This window comes from Streptomyces broussonetiae, from assembly GCF_009796285.1.
Taxonomy (GTDB): Bacteria; Actinomycetota; Actinomycetes; order Streptomycetales; family Streptomycetaceae; genus Streptomyces; species Streptomyces broussonetiae.
Window position 1 is genome coordinate 3,505,391 of record NZ_CP047020.1, and the last position, 16,572, is coordinate 3,521,962.

General features: G+C 70.5%; 15 protein-coding genes and 2 tRNA genes. 3 read left to right on the forward strand and 14 right to left on the reverse strand.

Annotated elements, in window-relative coordinates; genetic code table 11:
- The first annotated feature begins 181 nt into the window (after nt 1-181).
- Both GQF42_RS16245 and GQF42_RS16250 read left to right on the forward strand, forming a co-directional pair.
- Complete coding sequence (locus tag GQF42_RS16245; protein WP_199272699.1) at nt 182-1,459, forward strand: cytochrome b/b6 domain-containing protein; 1,278 nt, start codon at nt 182-184, stop codon at nt 1,457-1,459.
- Nucleotides 1,456-3,066 carry an NADH-quinone oxidoreductase subunit NuoF family protein gene (locus tag GQF42_RS16250; RefSeq protein WP_158920517.1) on the forward strand — a complete coding sequence of 537 codons (1,611 nt, stop codon included), beginning with the start codon at nt 1,456-1,458 and terminating at the stop codon, nt 3,064-3,066. Before GQF42_RS16245 ends, GQF42_RS16250 begins: the two co-directional genes overlap by 4 nt.
- A 120-nt stretch (nt 3,067-3,186) precedes the next feature.
- On the opposite strand, the gene GQF42_RS16255 is transcribed toward GQF42_RS16250, so the two are convergent.
- The 9 genes from GQF42_RS16255 to GQF42_RS44960 form a co-directional block, all read right to left on the reverse strand.
- Nucleotides 3,187-3,259: transfer RNA gene (locus GQF42_RS16255), tRNA-Ala, on the reverse strand.
- Nucleotides 3,260-3,830: 571 nt separating this feature from the next.
- Nucleotides 3,831-4,064, reverse strand: a complete 234-nt coding sequence (locus tag GQF42_RS16260) for a hypothetical protein (RefSeq protein ID WP_006136074.1) — start codon at nt 4,062-4,064, stop codon at nt 3,831-3,833.
- A gap of 1,332 nt (nt 4,065-5,396) precedes the next feature.
- Nucleotides 5,397-5,469, reverse strand: a tRNA-Ala gene (locus GQF42_RS16270).
- A gap of 92 nt (nt 5,470-5,561) precedes the next feature.
- The gene (locus GQF42_RS16275; protein ID WP_158920521.1) at nt 5,562-6,230 is read right to left on the reverse strand and encodes a histidine phosphatase family protein; all 669 of its coding nucleotides are present in this window, start codon (nt 6,228-6,230) and stop codon (nt 5,562-5,564) included.
- Entirely contained in the window at nt 6,230-6,673 is a 444-nt protein-coding gene (rsfS, locus tag GQF42_RS16280; RefSeq protein WP_158920523.1) for a ribosome silencing factor, read from the reverse strand. The genes GQF42_RS16275 and rsfS overlap by 1 nt, the downstream gene beginning before the upstream one ends.
- Before the next feature lie 102 nt (nt 6,674-6,775).
- Entirely contained in the window at nt 6,776-8,503 is a 1,728-nt protein-coding gene (locus GQF42_RS16285; RefSeq protein ID WP_158920525.1) for an LCP family protein, read from the reverse strand.
- A 16-nt stretch (nt 8,504-8,519) separates the two neighbouring features.
- Nucleotides 8,520-9,206 carry a nicotinate-nucleotide adenylyltransferase gene (gene nadD / locus GQF42_RS16290; protein WP_375992466.1) on the reverse strand — a complete coding sequence of 229 codons (687 nt, stop codon included), beginning with the start codon at nt 9,204-9,206 and terminating at the stop codon, nt 8,520-8,522.
- 55 nt (nt 9,207-9,261) lie between these two features.
- The gene (locus tag GQF42_RS44955) at nt 9,262-9,417 is read right to left on the reverse strand and encodes a hypothetical protein (protein WP_199272700.1); all 156 of its coding nucleotides are present in this window, start codon (nt 9,415-9,417) and stop codon (nt 9,262-9,264) included.
- Between the two features lie 142 nt (nt 9,418-9,559).
- Complete coding sequence (locus tag GQF42_RS44960; RefSeq protein WP_199272701.1) at nt 9,560-9,724, reverse strand: hypothetical protein; 165 nt, start codon at nt 9,722-9,724, stop codon at nt 9,560-9,562.
- Nucleotides 9,725-9,825: 101 nt separating this feature from the next.
- On the opposite strand from GQF42_RS44960, the gene GQF42_RS16295 reads away from it, so the two are divergent.
- Entirely contained in the window at nt 9,826-10,926 is a 1,101-nt protein-coding gene (locus tag GQF42_RS16295) for a M48 family metallopeptidase (protein ID WP_158920527.1), read from the forward strand.
- Nucleotides 10,927-11,327: 401 nt separating this feature from the next.
- Here GQF42_RS16295 and GQF42_RS16300 read toward each other — a convergent pair whose 3' ends face one another.
- The 5 genes from GQF42_RS16300 to proB form a co-directional block, all read right to left on the reverse strand.
- Nucleotides 11,328-12,398, reverse strand: a complete 1,071-nt coding sequence (locus tag GQF42_RS16300) for an SCO2583 family membrane protein (protein WP_158920529.1) — start codon at nt 12,396-12,398, stop codon at nt 11,328-11,330.
- Between the two features lie 90 nt (nt 12,399-12,488).
- The gene (locus GQF42_RS16305; RefSeq protein ID WP_158920531.1) at nt 12,489-13,052 is read right to left on the reverse strand and encodes an SCO2584 family spore wall biosynthesis protein; all 564 of its coding nucleotides are present in this window, start codon (nt 13,050-13,052) and stop codon (nt 12,489-12,491) included.
- 129 nt (nt 13,053-13,181) lie between these two features.
- Nucleotides 13,182-14,468: a glutamate-5-semialdehyde dehydrogenase gene (locus GQF42_RS16310; protein ID WP_158920533.1), complete on the reverse strand. Its 1,287-nt coding sequence runs from the start codon at nt 14,466-14,468 to the stop codon at nt 13,182-13,184.
- Nucleotides 14,469-14,549: 81 nt separating this feature from the next.
- Nucleotides 14,550-14,975: a hypothetical protein gene (locus tag GQF42_RS16315; protein WP_158920535.1), complete on the reverse strand. Its 426-nt coding sequence runs from the start codon at nt 14,973-14,975 to the stop codon at nt 14,550-14,552.
- Nucleotides 14,976-15,140: 165 nt separating this feature from the next.
- Nucleotides 15,141-16,247 carry a glutamate 5-kinase gene (gene proB, locus GQF42_RS16320; protein ID WP_158930216.1) on the reverse strand — a complete coding sequence of 369 codons (1,107 nt, stop codon included), beginning with the start codon at nt 16,245-16,247 and terminating at the stop codon, nt 15,141-15,143.
- Nucleotides 16,248-16,572 lie beyond the last annotated feature (325 nt).

Genomic DNA, 16,572 nt, shown 5'->3' on the forward strand with positions numbered 1-16,572 from the left:
CTCCCGCCAGAACTGAACCAAGGTCAAAAATTACTTCGCGTATCGTCCACTAAGGGACATCGCCCTAGTCATATTGCCCGTTGATAACAACGCAATAACTCAAACCCCGTACCGATCGGTATGGCGCCACTTAGAGTTCGGCAGCGGGACCGCTTTCCCGAAACTGCTCGGAGTTGCCCCCATGAACCCTCGTCGTAGTACCAGCTCACTCCCCAAACCGGGCCGCTCGGCCTCTGGGGTGGCGACCGCCGTCGCCCTGTTGCTGATACCCGTGGTCGTGCTGGTCGGAGGCAGTCAGGTCCGCGATTTCCTCAACTTCGGCGCGGGCGTGCTGTCGCTGGTCTCGCTCAGCTGCTCGGTGATCTGGGGCCTGTTCGCCCAGGACCGGATCTTCCTCAACATCCGGCAGCGGATCGTCGGCCAGGCGGTGCACCGCACGCTCGGGATCGCCTCGATCGCCTTCCTCCTGCTGCACATCGTCACGAAGATCGCGCTCGGCCACACGCGCGTGATCGCCGCGATCATCCCGTTCTCGCTCGGCATCACCGGAATCGGTGGCCTGATCGGCCTGGGGTCCGTGGCGGGCCTGCTGATGATCTTCGTGGGCATCACCGGCGCCCTGCGCAGCAACTTCGCCACCCCTGCCCCGATCGCCGCCCGCTGGCGCGCGATGCACATGCTGGCCTACCCGGCCTGGTGCGCGGCGCTGATCCACGGCCTGTACGCGGGCCGCGCGGCCAAGCCGTTCTTCGTGATCTCCTACGGCCTGTCCCTGCTGGGCGTGATGGCCGCCCTCGCCCTGCGCTCCGCCCCGCGCCCGGTCAAGCGCAGGATCGCCGACCGCCTGGTGGCGCTCTTCGGCAGCTCGGAGCGGCCCGGACTGGACGAGCTGGACGCGAGCCGCTCCCGGGTCGCCGAGTCGGCCCTGCCGGGCTTCGAGAGCCGGCGCGAGCCCGAGGCGGCGGCCGCCCCCGCCCAACCGCTGTACCAGTCGCCCGCGGCTCCCACGGCGCAGCCCGCGTCCGGCTTCGCGGCCGCCTACCGCGCGGTGTCCCCGCACGCGAGCACCCAGCAGCCGTACACGGCCGGCCAGACGGCCCGGATGGATCTGCCGCTGGACCTGCAGCCCACGGAGGCCGTCCCGCGCACGGACGGCCCTTCCAGCACCTCGGGCAGCTGGCCGATCCCGTCCCCGCCGCCGGTCGGCGAGGCCCCGCCGTCCGTGTACGACCCCCTCCAGGACACCGGATACACCATCCCGGTCTATGGCAATACAGGCACATCCGGATACGGCGGAAGTGAGATGTACGACACCGGTGAGACAAACGGCCGCTATGGCACGTACAACGCCAGTGACACGTACAACAACGGTCCCGCTACCGAAACGCTGCCCGGCGCGTCCTTCGACGCACCGGGTTCGGGCGAATCCTGGAACACGCCGTCCGGAGGCTTTAAGTGAACGAGGCCCTGCCCGACGTCCCCGAAGTCCGCGTGGTCGGCCTTCCCCAGCTCACGTCGGGCTTCGACCTTGTGGAGCGGCTCGACCTGCCCATGCATCTGAAGGTGCACGGGCCGCTCGATCCCCTGGGCGGCGAACAGCTCGCGCAGCTCTCCGAGAACATCAACCTCAAAGGCCGTGGCGGCGCGGGCTTCCCCTTCCACAAGAAGCTGCGTTCGGTCGCCGAGTCGGCGATCAAGCGCGGGGTGCGGCCGGTCGTCGTGGTCAACGGCAGCGAGGACGAACCGGCCTGTCGCAAGGACACGGTGCTCATCAACCGCGCCCCGCACCTGATCCTGGACGGCGCACTGCTGTGCGCGGAGGCGCTCGGCGCACGGACGCTCGTGATCGGTGTCACACGTGAGTCCACGCAGCGTTCCATGGAGGCCGCACTCGCCGAACGCGGACTGAGCAACAGCCGTAGATCGGCCCTGCGCGCGTGGGTGCAGCGAAACCCGGTGCGCATGGTCACCGGCGCAGCCGCCTCGCTGATCCGCTCGGTCGACGGCGGCCCGGCGATCCCGCCCGGCCGCAAGATCAGCGCCTCGCAGAGCGGCGTCGGCGGAGCGCCCACGCTGCTGTCGAACGCGGAGACCTTCGCGCAGCTGGCCATCGCCGCCCGCATCGGCCCCGAGCGCTACGGCAACACCGGCCTGTACGACGAGCCGGGCACGGTCATGCTCACCGTGTCCGGCGCGGTCGCCCGTCCGATGGTGCTCGAGGTCCCCACGGGCGTGCCGTTGCGCTACGTACTCCAGCTGGCGGGCGCCCCGCCGATGCCGCAGGGCGTGCTGACCGGCGGCTACCACGGCAAGTGGATCGACGCGGCGACCGTGAACGAGGCGATCGTCTCCCGCAACTCGCTCGACGCGGTGGGCGGTTCGCTGGGCGCGGGCGCGATCCTGCCGATCAGCCAGGAGACCTGTCCGCTGGGCGAGTCGCTGCGGGTGGCGCAGTGGCTGGCCGAGGAGAGCGCGGGCCAGTGCGGCCCCTGCTACCTCGGACTGCCCGCCGCCGCGCGCGGCATGGAGGACATCCTCAACGGCGGCGGACCCGCGGCCCTGGAGGCGCTCAAGCAGGTCGCGAAGAACGTCAAGCGCCGCGGCGCGTGTTCGCACCCGGACGGCTCGGCGATGTTCCTGGAGTCGACCATCAAGGCGTTCACCGACGACCTGGCCGCCCATGTGCTCGGAAATGGCTGCGGACGGCCCGTGGAGGGCGTTCTGCCGCTCTTCGAGGGGGGCAGGGCGCCTACGGGCATCCCGGGCGGCGCAGAGCCCGAGGAGACCGGCTCCAGCCGCCAGAAGATCTACGTCGACTGGACGCTGTGCCGAGGGCACGGGCTGTGCGCCGACATCCTTCCCGAGGTGTTCGAACTCGGCGCCGACGGTTTCCCGACCGTGGCCCAGGCGCAGGTGCCGCGCTACGCGGAGGCCAAGGCCCTTCGCGCGGTGCGACGCTGTCCGGCGCTCGCCCTGCGCCTCGAGGAGGACACGCGCGGGCAGGCGCCGTCGCGCAACCTTCCGGTCCTCTCCCAGGGCCGCGGCCGGCGGGCGCTGGGCCGCTGAGCACACGGCAAGGGGTGCCCCACCCGCGACGGGGTGGGGCACCCCTTGCCGTTCGCCCGTCATCCGGGCGCAACACGCCGAAGGCGGACCATCCCGAGGATGATCCGCCTTCAACTTCTGTGGAGCTAAGGAGAATTGAACTCCTGACCTCCTGCATGCCATGCAGGCGCTCTACCAACTGAGCTATAGCCCCTTGTTTTGTTGTTTCGCCCGGTTCCCCCGGCGACGTCGTAAACATTACAGGCCCGGGGCCACAGCACCAAATCGGTTTCGGGTTCGCGCCGGTACAGCCCTAATGTCGGTTTGCGTGACCGTGATCGCGTCGCCCGAGAGCCCACCGCAGGGCGCAGGGGCGCCGGCAGGATCGGTACGGTGGACAGCTGGGTCGCGAACGGCGCGTACGCCCCTGCGCGCGCCGCCACAGGCAACCTCGCGCCCCTGGCGGTCCCGGACGGCCGGTCGCCCAATCCCGTCGGCCACGCGCACGTGGAGACCGCCGCGGGGTCAGGTCGGCCTCGCGCCGGACGTCCTGGTGCCGTGGGACCCGGCTCGACTCTCCGCGCATGCCGCAGCCACGGCCCCACGTCCTGGAAACACCGCCGGGCCTGGCGCGCCCCCTCGACGGATGCCGCACGGACCGGCGTCCCGAACCGCACCGGGGAGAGCAGGAATTGGCGCTTTCGCCCCTTCCACAGGAGCCGAAGCACTGTTCCTCGCACCGAGCCCGACATCGTTGCCGTGCCGCGACAGCGGCATGACCGGCGTCAAGCCGTCACGAAGGAGTAGAACCGCTTGAGTGTGCAGTGCTCCTCGAGCAGGCGACCGTAGATCGGCTCACCCTCCAATTCCCGGTACGTCTCGATCGGGTCGCCCTTTATGATCAGCGCCCGCGCACATTCCTCGCACCAGTACTGGTAGTCGGGATTGATCGGCTCCATGTCGCGGACGATCGGCGTACCGCTCCCACACCAGTCACACTTTCGCCTGTGTGCACCCATCGATCAGCTCCAGCTGTGGCCGCAGGCCGTGCACACGTAGGAGATTCCGCCGTTGTCGCCAAGGACTTGGGCGACATGCGCGGAACCGCAGGAAGGGCAGCTCAGCCGGGTGGTCGTATCCCGTATCAACGCCGCACCGAGGAGGTGGCCGCCCTCCCCAAGGATGCTCGCAGGCATCGCTACTCCCTCCCGTCGGGCCACGCCCCCTTCCGGCCGTTTGATTCTGCCACGGCCGGAGCAATACGGTCAGCGACGCCTCAGTACCAGTCCGGACACGGCTACCGCCCGGGCCGTTCCCGCCGGCGTCCGAGCCCACACCGAGAACGCCTCCGCAGGGGTATACGAGTGCGAGACCCCGAGTGACTCAATCCGGTTCAGGAACAGTGTGCCGAACAACGCCACGCCGATCAGCCGACCGAGCTGGGCGACCATCACCAACAGGCCACTGACACCCGCCGTGCGACGGTTTCTCCCCCGTCGCCGCCGCTGGGCGCCCACCCGCTGGTCGACCAGGCCTACGGCCGTCAGCCACACCGAACAGACCGGCGACCTACCGGCACCGACCGGCGCACGGCCCGCGTTCCACCCCGGCCATGGCGCTGCGGATGGCGCAGCCCACGATGACCAGTTGCCGATCGGCGCCGCGGGCGTGGGGTTCGGAACTGACGGTGGGCGCGACCACGTTCACGGTGAAGAGGTCGAGGGCCGCCATGAACCGGCCGGCGAGCAGGGCCGCGAGCAGCGGCCGGGGCCGATTGTCAGTGCCGGGTGCTTCACTGTCCGTGACGGGTGATTGCGGTCCGCCGCCGACTGCCAGTCACTGTCAGTGGCAGATGCTTCACTAATCGTAGGGCGCCGGAGGCCCGGCGACAGCGACGGCGACGGCGACGGGGACGGGGACGGGGGCAAAGAGGGCAGTGAGGACAACGGAGTGGACGGGGGCCGGAAGATGACGGCGAACATGGGGACGACGAACACCGGGACCTGCGAACACGGAGATCACGACACGGGTGGCGAAGCCGACGCGATCGGCGAGCGCACAGCGCCGCAGACCGGAGTCGGCGCCTTCCTTCGGTCGGGCTGCGGAAGACACGTGGGCGAGCCGGTCCGGGAGGACTGCATACGCGCGCCGTCCGCGGCGAGCCCGGGTCCATGGAGCTGCGGGCGGGCGGCGCGGTGGTGCTTCCGGGGGAGCGCGTAAGGAAGCGCGCGAGGGAGGGGGCAGAGAAGGCAGAGGAGAGGTGCGCCAGTGAAATGCAGAAAATCCCGCCCCCCTGACGGGGACGGGACCTTCATCACCGATCTTTGACAACTCAACAGAGTGTCGACCAGTGGAGCTAAGGAGAATTGAACTCCTGACCTCCTGCATGCCATGCAGGCGCTCTACCAACTGAGCTATAGCCCCTTGCGTTCTTCCCGCTCGGCGGGGCGAACAAGAAGAACTTTAGCCTGTGACCTGCCAGAAAGTGAAATCCGAGGTCCGGGAGTCGCGGCGGCTCAGGTGTCGTCGCCGAGCACGGGCTCCGGAAGGGTGCCTGCGTTGTGCTCCAACAGCCGCCAGCCACGGGCGCCCTCGCCGAGCACGGACCAGCAGCAGTTGGACAGACCGCCGAGGCTCTCCCAGTCCCGGGCCTCCAGGCCGAGGAGTCGGCCGATGGTGGTGCGGATGGTGCCGCCGTGGCTGACGACGACGAGCGTGCCGTCCTCGGGCAGCTTCTCGGCATGGCGCAGGACCACGGGGGCGGCCCGGTCGGCGACCTCGGTCTCCAGTTCGCCGCCGCCGCGGCGGACTGGCTCGCCGCGCTTCCAGGCGGCGTATTCCTCGCCGTAGCGCTCGATGATCTCCTCGTGCGTCAGCCCCTGCCACACGCCCGCGTAGGTCTCGCGCAGACCCTCCTCGCGGGTGATGTCGAGGCCGGTGAGCAAGGCCAGCTCGGCGGCCGTGTTCGCCGCGCGCTGGAGGTCGGAGGAGATGATCACGTCCGGCCCCAGGGAGGCGAGCAGCCGGGCGGCACGACGGGCCTGGCCTATACCGGTGTCGGTCAGCTCGACGTCCGTGCTGCCCTGGAAACGGCGCTCGACGTTCCAGGCGGTCTGGCCGTGCCGCCACAGGATGATGCGGCGGCCCCGGGTCCTGCGGTCGGTCACCTCACCGGTGGCGCCCATCACCACTCCCCGCCCGGCTCCGCGGAGGCCTCCTCGGCCTGCACTCGGGCGTGCTCCGCCGCCTTGCCCCGGGTGGCCTTGGCGTCGGCGGGCAGCTCCAGCTCGGGGCAGTCCTTCCACAGCCGCTCCAGGGCGTAGAAGACCCGCTCCTCGCTGTGCTGGACGTGGACGACGATGTCGACGTAGTCGAGCAGCACCCAGCGGGCCTCGCGGTCGCCCTCGCGGCGCACCGGCTTGACGCCGAGCTCCTTCAGCAGGCGCTCCTCGATCTCGTCGACGATGGCCTTGACCTGGCGGTCGTTCGGCGCGGAGGCCAGCAGGAAGGCGTCCGTGATCGACAGCACGTCGCTGACGTCGTAGGCGATGACGTCGTGGGCCAGCTTGTCGGCCGCCGCCTGGGCGGCGGTGTTGATGAGCTCAATGGAACGGTCGGTGGCGGTCACTACTTGGCTTTCCGTCGGCGGTCGTTTGCCACTAAGGGTCTCACGGACCGCCCGGGGCACCCCACGTGATTACGGGGACACGAGGGGTGCCCAGGCCTTTCGTCAGGAGGCGGACGGCTTGTAGTCCCGGCCCAGGACGACCGAGACGTCGGCGCCCGAGGAGACCGTGCCCTTGGTCACGGAGCCGGTCGGCAGTCCGAGGGTCTTTGCGACCTCGGTGGCGTTCTGCTTGTCGGAGGCGTCCGCGTAGACGACCTTCGAGGCGGCCTGGGTGCCGGAGGTGGTGCCGCCCTCCAGGAAAGTGAAGCCTCCGTTGAGGAGCACCACGCGTGCCTTCCCGGTGTCGTCCTTCACACCGGTGGCGTTCTGCACGGAGACCCGGACCGCGGAGCCGGCCCCGGGGCTCTTGGCGGTGCCGCCGAGGATGTCCTTCACCACGCTGTCGCTGGTCTTGGCGCTCAGCGTGCCGTCGGGCTGCACGGGCAGCAGGGCGGTCTTGTAGTCGCCGCTCTTGGCGAGGTCGGAGAGCTTGGCGAGGAAGGTGCCGAGGTCCTTGTCGGTGAGCGGCGGGTCGAGGATCTGCGCGAGGGTCTGCACGGTGGTGACGGCCGACGAGGGGTCGGAGGACAGTTTGCGCAACACGCCCTGCATGACCTGCCCGAACCGCTCCAGCTGGGCGTCCTCGGACTCACCGGCGGCACGGTAGGTGGCGTAGGCGACGGCCATCTTGCCGCTGAGGGTCTGGGCGCTGCCCTTGTGGACGAGCGGCTCGGCGCCCTTCTTCTTGGCATCAGGGTCGGGCACGTCGGTGTTGGTGTCGATGTCGATGTTGCCGACCAGGTCGACCAGGTTCTGCAGGTAGGGGGTGTCGAGGCGCCAGGTGCCCTGGATGTTGGTGCCGAGGACGGTGTCGAGCTGGTCGCGGGTGCCGGAGGAACCGTCGTCGTCGACCGACTTGGCGAGGGTCGTGGTGGAGCCGTCGTCGCCGCTCAGGGCGAGGGAGTTGGGCAGCAGCACGGTGCTGCCCTGCTTGGTGGTGGTGTTGTCGACCAGCAGCGCCGTGGAGGTGCCGCCCTGGCCGGTGTTGTGCAGATGGACGACGATCACATCGCGCTTCTGGGCGCCCACGGACGTGGCCGCGCCGGGCTTGGAGCCCGAGGACGACAGGCCGGGCAGCTTTCCGGCGTACCAGAGGTAGCCGACACCGCCGACGGCGACGAGGGCGAGTACGACGGTGAGCGCGATGATCCGGCTGCGGGCGCGGCGGCGGGCCTCCTCACGGCGTTCGGTTCGGTTCTCGGTGAACTTCAGCCAGTCGATGACGTCCTCGGAGTCACCGTCCGGCTCCTCGACGAAGGCGAACTGCTCGGTGTGGTAGTCCCCTTCACCGTCGCCCAGGGGTGGCTGAGGCCGCTCTCCCCGGCCCCGCTGCTCCTCGGCCGGCCCGGCCTGCTGCGGGATGTGGGCGGTCTGCCCGGCGACCCGGGGCTGCTGCCCGGTGTTCGCGGCCTGCCCGTAGGGATCGTGCCCTACGGCCTGCTGGGTGCCGGTGCCGTAGGGGTCGTACGGGGCCTGGGCGCCGTAGGCGTCGTACGGCGCGGTGTGCGGGCCGGAGTCGTGGGCGGGCACCGGCGGTTGCTGGCCGGTGGCGTAGGGGTCGTAGCCGTAGCCCTGATGCTGGGCGTACGGATCGTAGGCCGTCTGCGGAGCCTGCTGCGCCTGTTGTGCCGGGACCTGCTGGTACACGGGCCGGCCGTACTCGTCGTAGCCGACGATCTCGTACGGGCCGGCGCCATGGCCCGCGTCACCCGCGTCGTATCGGTCGTTCACCGGTGCCCCTCTCGGCTCACTCGCCGCGGTACAGCTCGCGCTTGTCGATGTAGCGCACGACTCCGTCCGGCACCATGTACCAGATGGGGTCTCCCTTGGCGACTCTCGCACGGCAGTCTGTGGAGGAGATGGCGAGCGCGGGAACCTCGACCAGCGAGACGCCGCCCTCCGGCAGACCCGGGTCGGTCAGATGGTGACCGGGACGGGTGACGCCGATGAAGTGCGCAAGGGAGAACAGCTCCTCGCTGTCGCGCCAGGTGAGCAGCTGGGCGAGCGCGTCGGCACCGGTGATGAAGAACAGGTCGGTGTCGGGGTTGAGGGCGCGCAGGTCGCGCAGGGTGTCCACGGTGTAGGTGGGGCCGCCGCGGTCGATGTCGATGCGACTGACGGAGAACTGGGGGTTCTCGGCGGTCGCGATGACCGTCATCAAATAGCGGTCCTCGGCCGGGGAAACCTTGCGGTGGGACTTCTGCCACGGCTCGCCGGTGGGCACGAACACCACCTCGTCCAGCTGGAACTGCGCGGCGACCTCGCTGGCCGCCACGAGGTGCCCGTGGTGGATCGGGTCAAACGTTCCGCCCATGACGCCCAGGCGTCGCTTGCCCGTGTGCGCGGGGCCGCGGCCCGGCCGGTACGGCGGGTACTGCGCCATGGCGTCGGCGGTCTCGAACACCGGACCGGTAGGCATGTCCTGCTCTCCCATGCGTGCAGACCCTACCGGCCCGGCCTGAAGCCTCCCGCCGGGGACGGGTCCGGGCTCAGCGGTCGCGGTTGAAACGGGTGGTGATCCACAGCAGGAGCAGCAGGATGATGAAGGCACCGCCGCCGGTGATTGCCGGGTTGAGGCTGTTGTGGTGGCCGCCCTCGGCTTCGGCGAGGGTGACCATCTGGGCTGCGGCGCTGTGAAGGCTCATCTTCGGCAGGACCTAACGCGTGTGGGCGGGATAAAGATGTCGGCTCATCGTATGCGGGAGTCCCGGCGGCGATCACGCCGACTCCGCCATTGGGGCCGCAGGGGCGATCCGCCGGCGACCGGCGGGGAACTTCGACCGTCCGTCAGTCGTCCTTCTGCTTGTAGCCGCGCAACAGGAACCAGGCGGTCAGTACACAGCCCAGAACCATCACGACCAGCACGATGCGGAGCAGATTCCCCGTCCCGTGCTGCTGGACGGCGCTCGCGGCGGCCTCGGTCAGCCAGGTGGCTGCGGGGTGGTGATCCATCGTGGACTCCTTCGGCTGTACTGCCCGTCCACGGTATCTCCGCCTAGGCTGGGCCCTACCTCGGGGGCACAGTGGACACTCACACGCACATGGGGGAAGACATGTCCGACGACGGCCAGCAGCACACGGGGCACGAGCGCGTGCCGAGCAGGCAGCGCAGGCGCTTCCCCGGTATCTCCTCACGCGCCTATGAGCATCCCGCCGACCGCTCGGCCCTGGTCGCGCTGCGCAAGCTGAGCGGCTTCGACACCGTCTTCAAGGCGCTCAGCGGGCTGCTGCCGGAGCGGAGCCTGAGGCTCCTGTTCCTGTCCGACTCGGTGCGTGTCTCCGAGCGGCAGTTCCAGCATCTGCACGACATGCTCCTGGACGCCTGTTACATCCTGGACCTGGAGAAGGTCCCGCCGATGTACGTCAACCAGGACCCGCAGCCGAACGCCATGTGCATCGGCCTGGACGAGCCGATCATCGTGGTCACCACGGGGCTCGTGGAGCTTCTCGACGAGGAGGAGATGCGCGCGGTCGTCGGCCATGAGGTGGGCCACGCGCTGTCCGGCCACTCGGTGTACCGCACGATCCTGCTGTTCCTGACCAATCTCGCGCTCAAGGTCGCCTGGATCCCGCTGGGCAATTTCGCGGTCATGGCGATCATCACGGCCCTGCGGGAGTGGTTCCGCAAGTCGGAGCTGTCCGCGGACCGCGCGGGTCTGCTGGTGGGCCAGGACGTGCAGGCCTCGATGCGCGGCCTGATGAAGATCGCGGGCGGTAATCATCTGCACGAGATGAACGTGGACGCCTTTCTGGAGCAGGCCGAGGAGTACGACTCGGGGGGCGATCTGCGTGACTCGGTGCTGAAGATCCTGAACGTGCTGCCGCGCTCGCATCCGTTCACCACCGTGCGGGCGGCCGAGCTGAAGAAGTGGTCCGAGTCCCGGGACTTCCAGCGGATCATGGACGGCCACTACGAGCGGCGTGACGGGGACAAGGACACCTCGGTCAGCGACTCCTTCCGCGAGTCGGCGGCCGCCTACGCGAGCGACGTCAAGACGTCCAAGGACCCGCTGATGAAGCTGGTCTCGGACCTCGCGGGCGGCGCGGGCGACCTGGGCGGCAGGGTGCGGCGCGGCTTCGACGGCTTCCGGACCCCGCCGCCGGCGAAGGAAGGCCCGACGGACACGGACGTTCCGCCCCGGGACGACGACTGACGTCCCGTTCCCGCGAACGGAGGCACGCGGCTGCTCTCCCGCCACCGCGACGGAGATGCTCGGCGGGCGCTCTCCCGCCACCGCGACGGAGGCGCTCGGCGCGCGCTCGCCACGCGACGGCTCTCGGCGTCTCTCTCCGCCGCAACAGCCCTCGGACGCTCTCCCCGTCTGACGGCCGACAGACCCCGGACGCGCTCTCCCCTCCATGACGGCCGACGGACCCCGGCCGTTGCCTCTCCGTCATGACGGCCCTCGGCTGCCCCCATCCCGCCGTGACGGGGACCGGCCGTTTCCTTCCGCCACAGGGGCGCTCCGCCGCGGCGGCGAATGGGATCCGGTGGTGCCGGGACCACAGCGGCCCAGGGCTGTCGCTCCTCGGGCCGGGAAGGAGAGGCCCGCTCTCACACCTTCGGCTGGGCCCCGGCGGCCAGGGTCCCGCACAGTGCCACCGGGCTTTCGGTGGCGAACGGGTCGGTGCCCGCCGGGCCCCCACTGCGCGCCGTCTGCCCGGCGAGCAGTGGCCGTAGGTACGCCGTGGAGTCCTCGGCGCAGGCGAGCGGGCCCGCCTGGACGTAGGACGTGACCAGCTGGACCTGGTGCGTGCGCAGGTCGTCGCGGGTGAAGCGGAAGGTCAGCGCGCGGCGGACGGTGAAGAGGGAGACGAGCGCGCCGGCCGGGGCGCCGGCGGGGCGCAGGGCGTAGACGAAGGTGTGGTCTGCAGTGACCTCCAGCGCGTCCGTGTCGGCCTCGACAGCCTGCAGATCGCCCTGGACGCGGATCCGGTCGTCGGCGAGCTGGGCGCGGGCGGGGTCGAGGCGGACCACCCAGCCGGTGGAGGCGTGCCGGCCGTCGGCCGCCGGGTGGTCGAAGCTCTGGTCGAACTGCTCGAGTTGGTCGCCGTCGACGAGGGCGCGGGCGGGGCTGCTCTGACGGCCTGTCAGCACCTCGGGGTAGAGCGAGGAACGGACGATGTAGTCCTTGGCGGCGGTGAGCGCGGTCACGACCTGGCTGTCGGAGAAGTGGGCGGTGCCGCGCGCGGCGGGCAGCGGTATCCCCTCGGCGCCGACCTCGAACTGGGCGGCGGGGCTGTGCGCGTACAGGCTCTCGGCGTCGGTGGCGCCGGGCACCTGGCCCGTGGGGGCGAGCGGGATCACCGTCATCCGCAGGGGGTCGGCGGGGTGCCGGTCCTGCGGGGTGTCGTAGGGGTGGCGGATGCTCACATAGACCGCGGTGCTCAGGGCAACGGCGATCAGCACGATCAGGACCAGCAGTTGCCGGATCAGTCTGCGGTGCAGGGACGGGCGGCGGCGTACGGCGGGGGCGTGGTCGGCCATCCGCTCCTCGGCGGAGTACTCCTGGAGGCGGGCAGCACGGACGAACGACTCGTCGAAAACGACGGATCGGTACTCGTCCTCCGCACCTCCGGGGCCGCCCTCGGGTGTCCCCTCCGGTGGGTCTCCTGGCCCGCCCATACCTTCAGAGTAGGTCTCAGGGGCGCCAGGTAAACGCGCTGGTACACGACAACTTCTGACAGGTGCTCACCAAGAAGCGGGCGCAGGCGCTCAGGGGGTGCGCGGGACGGCCGAGACGGCCGGCTGGGAGGTTTCGGCGGAGATCGAGGGAGCGGTCGAGCTGCCCTGTTCCACGCCGGTCGCGGCGGGGGCGGGCACGCGGTCGCGGGCGCCCGAGGAGCCGCCCCGGTAGACGGCGGCGAAGGCCAGCGCGACCATGCCTATGCCCATCACGACGGCGAGCACCCAGGCCACGGGGCGGTGCCAGCGGACCTTTCTGGCGAACGGGCCGTGGCCGTCGTCGAGGACGTAGGTGTCGTCGAGTTCGTCGTCGTCCTGATCTTGGCTGAGATCGGTCCCCTCGGGGTCGTACCGATCGTCGTAGCGCTCGCTGCGGGCGCGGGCGCGGCGGGCCTCCGCCTCGGAGGCCTCGGCTCTGGCCTGTGCGGCAGCCAGGAGGCGTTCGACAGCACTCGGTTCATGGACCGTTGCCGCCTGTACGAAGGCCTCGTCGAAGACCACGGAGGCGAACTCTTCGTCCGGCACCCCGTGGTCGTGGTCGTCGTCGGGCTCCCAGCCGTCAGGGAACGGCGTGCCCCCCACGTCCTCCGGCACACATCCAGAGTAGACCTGGGGGGTCAATTTGGGCAGACGGTATGGAAATTCATCCGCCGGTTGAGACGCTTTCCGGACGCCTCCCGGGCGCACGGTCGCGGCGGGGAGGGTACGCCCGAACGGGTGAATTCAGGGGCGTACGTGGCCGTCGCCGGTGACGATGTACTTCGTGCTGGTCAGCTCCGGCAGGCCCATCGGGCCGCGGGCGTGGAGCTTCTGGGTGGAGATGCCGATCTCGGCGCCGAAGCCGAACTGGCCGCCGTCGGTGAAGCGGGTGGAGGCGTTCACGGCGACGGTGGTGGAGTCGACCAGTTGGGTGAAGCGGCGGGCAGCCTGCTGGGAGGCGGTGACGATCGCCTCGGTGTGGCCGGAGGTCCACAGCCGGATGTGCTCGACGGCCCTGTCGAGGGAGTCGACGACAGCGGCGGCGATGTCGTAGGAGAGGTACTCGGTCTCCCAGTCCTCGGCCACGGCCTCCACGACGGTCGCCTTGGAGTCCTTGGCGTAGGCCATCACCCGCTCGTCGGCGTGCACGGTGACGCCGGCCTCGGCGAGTGCGTCCAGGGCGCGCGGCAGGAACTCGGGGGCGATGTCCTGATGGACCAGGAGGGTCTCGGCGGCGTTGCAGACACTGACCCGCTGGGCCTTGGAGTTGATCAGGATGTCGATCGCCATGTCGATGTCGGCCGCCGCGTCGACGTAGACGTGGCAGTTGCCGGTGCCGGTCTCGATCACCGGGACGGTCGACTCGTTCACGACCGTCTGGATCAGGGAGGCGCCGCCGCGCGGGATGAGGACGTCGACCAGGCCGCGGGCGCGCATCAGCTCGCGCACCGAGTCGCGGCTCTCGCCGGGGACCAGCTGCACGGCGTCGGCGGGCAGCCCGGCGCCGCCGACGGCGTCGCGGATGACACGCACGAGGGCGGCGTTGGACTCGTAGGCGGAGGCGGAGCCACGCAGCAGAACGGCGTTGCCGGACTTCAGGCAGAGGGCGGCGGCATCGACGGTCACGTTCGGGCGGGCCTCGTAGATGATGCCGACGACGCCGAGCGGGACGCGGACCTGGCGCAGGTCGATTCCGTTGGGGAGGGTGGAGCCGCGGACGATCTCACCGACCGGGTCGGGCAGCTTCGCGACGTCACGGACGTCGGCGGCGATGGCGCGGACCCGCTCGGGGGTGAGGGTGAGCCGGTCGACGATGGCCTCGCTGGTGCCGCTCTCCCGGGCCTTGGCCACGTCCTTGGCGTTGGCCTCGACGATCTCGACGGTCCGGACCTCCAGGGCGTCGGCGATGGCGAGCAGCGCGTCGTCCTTCACGGCACGCGGCAGCGGCGCGAGGTCGGCGGCGGCGGCCTTGGCCCGGTAGGCGGCCTGGGTGACCGGGGACATCGAGTCGTACGGCGAGAGCGTGGTCATGCAGGAAGGGTAGTGCGCAGGGCGGCCCGGTCACCGCTCATCCCATACCCCGAGACACGCTCCGGAGGTGACTGCACAAGGTCAGAAGGGGTGAACGCCCACCGGCGTCGCGGGCGACGGGCCGTAGCCCTCGGCGATGCGGTGGTGATAGGTCTCGCGGTCGATGACCTCCAGGCCCACGATCTCCCATGCGGGCAGTCCGGCGCTCTGCCGGTGCTCGCCCCACAGGCGCAGCGCGACGGCGGCCGCGTCGTGCAGGTCGCGGGCCTCTTCCCAGTACCGGATCTCGGCGTGATCGGTGGCGTATCTGCTGGTCAGGAGGAAGGGGTGGTCATGGGCCAGCTGTTCCAGGGCCCGGCGCAGGTCGGGCAGCGGGACGTGCTCCCCGGAGACGCTGAGGGTGACGTGCCACAGCCGGGGCAGGTCCCTGGGCTCCTCGAAGGTGTCCCCGGCCGCGACGCTCGTCAGAGCACCACGGGACGTCGCACCAGGGCGCACTCGTCTCACGACGGCCTCCTTCATGGCTCGCATGGCCCCTTGACGGGAAGGGTCCTTTCACCCTGTCCCCGAGACAAAGTTGAGCAGGCCGCAGCGCTCCGCGTGGTGGTTTTACGGAACGTCCCCCACCGGGGGCGTTCCGTACGCCCCGTTTTACGAGCGGTTTTGCGAGTGTCAGGCGTGCAGGAGCACCAGGTCGTCCCTGTGTACGACCTCGCGTTCGTACGCCGGACCCAGGTCGCGTGCCAGCTCGCGGGTCGAACGCCCGATCAGCCGGGGGATCTCCTTGGCGTCGAAGTTGACGAGCCCCCGGGCCACCGCGCGGCCCGCCGTGTCGCGCAGTTCGACGGGGTCGCCGGCGCTGAACTCGCCCTCCACGGCGGCGATTCCAGCGGGCAGCAGCGACTTGCGGCCCTTGACGACGGCCTCGACGGCGCCGTCGTCGAGGATGAGCGCGCCCTGTGGGGTGGAGGCGTGCTGGAGCCACAGCAGCCGGTCGGCGGAGCGCTTGCCGGTGGGGTGGAAGTAGGTGCCGGTGTCGCCGCCGTTCAGGGCCTCCGCCGCGTGCACGGCACTGGTGAGGACCACGGGGATGCCGGCCGCGGCCGCGATCCGGGCGGCCTCGACCTTGGTGACCATGCCACCGGTGCCGACACCGGCCTTGCCCGCGCTGCCGATCTCGACGCCCGCGAGGTCCTCGGGCCCCTTCACCTGCGCCACCCGCGAGGTGCCGGGCCTGCTCGGGTCGCCGTCGTAGACGCCGTCGATGTCGGAGAGGAGGACGAGCAGGTCGGCGTGGACGAGGTGGGCGACGAGAGCGGCGAGGCGGTCGTTGTCGCCGAAGCGGATCTCGTCGGTGGCGACGGTGTCGTTCTCGTTGACGATCGGGAAGGCACCCATCGCGAGGAGCTTGTCGAGGGTGCGGGAGGCGTTGCGGTGGTGGGCGCGGCGGCTCATGTCGTCGGACGTGAGCAGAACCTGTCCGACACGGACGCCGTAGCGGGCGAAGGATGCGGTGTAGCGGGCGACGAGCAGGCCCTGGCCGACGCTGGCGGCGGCCTGCTGGCGGGCGAGGTCCTTGGGGCGGCGGCGCAGGCCCAGTGGGGCGAGACCGGCGGCGATGGCACCGGAGGAGACGAGGACGATCTCCCGCTCCCCGCCGCTGCGGATCTTGGCCAGCACGTCGACCAGAGCGTCGACACGGTCGGCGTCCAGGCCGCCGGCGGCGGTGGTCAGTGACGAGGAGCCCACCTTGACGACGATCCTGCGGGCTTCGCCCACGGCCTGCCTTGCCCTTGCCACCTTGCCCTGTGTCCCCTCGTGTCCGGGCCCTCGTGCCCGCGTGCGCATCCGGCTGCCCGGTCGGCAATCTACGCGAAGTGGATCGTCCCGCGCGCACGCGGTCCAGCCTCCGGACAGGGTCCTGACCGTCGAGGAGGGGGCCAGGCCTACGCCCGCCGGCCCCGCGAGGCGGGCGGGGCAGACGGGCCCGAGGGCGATCAGGCCGTCACCGTCCCGGGGCCGCGGCCCCGGCCGCTTGCTTCAGGCCGCGTCCCGGCGGTCACGCTTCCCACTTACGCAGGAGATTCTCCGCTATTTACCTTAT

What these genes read in the sequence shown, in the direction of transcription:
- GQF42_RS16245 (WP_199272699.1), top strand. Translation starts at nt 182, where the DNA reads ATGAACCCTCGTCGTAGTACCAGCTCACTCCCCAAACCGGGCCGCTCG.
- GQF42_RS16260 (WP_006136074.1), bottom strand. Translation starts at nt 4,064, where the DNA reads ATGGGTGCACACAGGCGAAAGTGTGACTGGTGTGGGAGCGGTACGCCG.
- GQF42_RS16275 (WP_158920521.1), bottom strand. Translation starts at nt 6,230, where the DNA reads ATGGGCGCCACCGGTGAGGTGACCGACCGCAGGACCCGGGGCCGCCGC.
- nadD (WP_375992466.1), bottom strand. Translation starts at nt 9,206, where the DNA reads ATGGGAGAGCAGGACATGCCTACCGGTCCGGTGTTCGAGACCGCCGAC.
- GQF42_RS44955 (WP_199272700.1), bottom strand. Translation starts at nt 9,417, where the DNA reads ATGAGCCTTCACAGCGCCGCAGCCCAGATGGTCACCCTCGCCGAAGCC.
- GQF42_RS44960 (WP_199272701.1), bottom strand. Translation starts at nt 9,724, where the DNA reads ATGGATCACCACCCCGCAGCCACCTGGCTGACCGAGGCCGCCGCGAGC.
- GQF42_RS16295 (WP_158920527.1), top strand. Translation starts at nt 9,826, where the DNA reads ATGTCCGACGACGGCCAGCAGCACACGGGGCACGAGCGCGTGCCGAGC.
- GQF42_RS16300 (WP_158920529.1), bottom strand. Translation starts at nt 12,398, where the DNA reads ATGGGCGGGCCAGGAGACCCACCGGAGGGGACACCCGAGGGCGGCCCC.
- GQF42_RS16310 (WP_158920533.1), bottom strand. Translation starts at nt 14,468, where the DNA reads ATGACCACGCTCTCGCCGTACGACTCGATGTCCCCGGTCACCCAGGCC.